General features: G+C 56.2%; 1 protein-coding gene. It reads left to right on the top strand.

The window, feature by feature from the left end; genetic code table 11:
• Window positions 1-59: 59 nt before the first annotated feature.
• A protein-coding gene (locus tag ACI1V7_RS28335; RefSeq protein ID WP_404536067.1) for an IS3 family transposase occupies window positions 60-1,195 on the top strand; the annotation gives its coding sequence in 2 pieces (ribosomal slippage) (window positions 60-312 and window positions 312-1,195; 1,137 coding nt in all).
• Window positions 1,196-1,230 lie beyond the last annotated feature (35 nt).

Raw genomic sequence — 1,230 nt, forward strand, 5'->3', positions numbered from 1 at the left:
TGGACTTCCCCCACTCCGGTGGACATTTCTGACCTATGATTTGAGCATAGGAGAAATGAATGAGTACACAGCGTTACACACCTGAATTCAAGGAAGAAGCAGTCAGACAGGTGGTAGAGCGGGGTTACCCCGTTCCCGAGGTTGCAGCCCGGCTGGGGGTGTCTGCCCACAGTTTGTACAAGTGGGTCAAGGCAGTGATGCCGACGAAAGACGAAAAGCAAAGCGCCGAGCTGGTCGAAGCAAAAAGCGAGATCCTTCGGCTGCGCTCCCAGATGCGTCGACTGGAAGAGGAGCGCGATCTGCTAAAAAAAGCCGCACGGTACTTTGCCAGGGAGCCCGAGTAAAGTACCGGTTCATGAACGAGCACCGGCACGAGTTTTCGCTGGTGTTGATGTGCCGTGTTTTGAAAGTGGCTAGAGCCGGGTTTTACCAGTGGTTGCATCAGCCGATATCGGAACGAGCGAAGGAAGATGCGCGTTTGGTCGAAGCGATACGGCATTCGTATTCGGCCAGCGGCGGCGTGTATGGAGCCAACCGTGTCTTTGGCGATCTCCGAGAAGCCGGCGAGACCTGTGGTCGAAATCGCGTGGCGCGGCTCATGCAGATCAATAAAATCAAGGCCGTACGGGGTTATAAAGCGCCCAGAAGGATTGCCGGGCGACCTTCGATTATCGCTCCTAACCGGCTGAATCGGGAATTTACCGTCGATGCTCCCGATCAGGCCTGGGTCACCGATATCACTTACATACGGACGTGGCAGGGCTGGCTCTACCTCGCAGTCGTGGTCGATCTATTTGCCCGCAAGGTGGTCGGTTGGTCGATGAAGCCGACATTGTCACGCGAGCTGGCGATCGATGCTTTGCTGATGGCGGTTTGGCGGCGTAAACCCAAGAATCCAGTACTCGTGCATTCGGACCAGGGCAGTCAGTATGGCAGCGATGACTGGCGGCGCTTCTGCAAAGCCAACAATCTTGAACCCAGCATGAGTCGGCGCGGCAACTGCTGGGATAATGCTGTCGCCGAATCGTTCTTCAGCAGCCTGAAAAAGGAACGCATCCGCAAGCGCATCTACAAAACCCGGGACCTGGCACGGGCCGATATCTTCGACTACATCGAAGTCTTTTACAATCGGACTCGGCGCCATAGTCATCTGGGCGGTGTCAGCCCCGAGGCCTTTGAACGCGCCTCAGCGTGAGGTCATGATTTGTCTAGCGAACCGGGGGAAGTCCA

The sequence above is a fragment of the Massilia paldalensis genome (assembly GCF_044901715.1).
Lineage (GTDB): Bacteria > Pseudomonadota > Gammaproteobacteria > Burkholderiales > Burkholderiaceae_D > Telluria > Telluria paldalensis.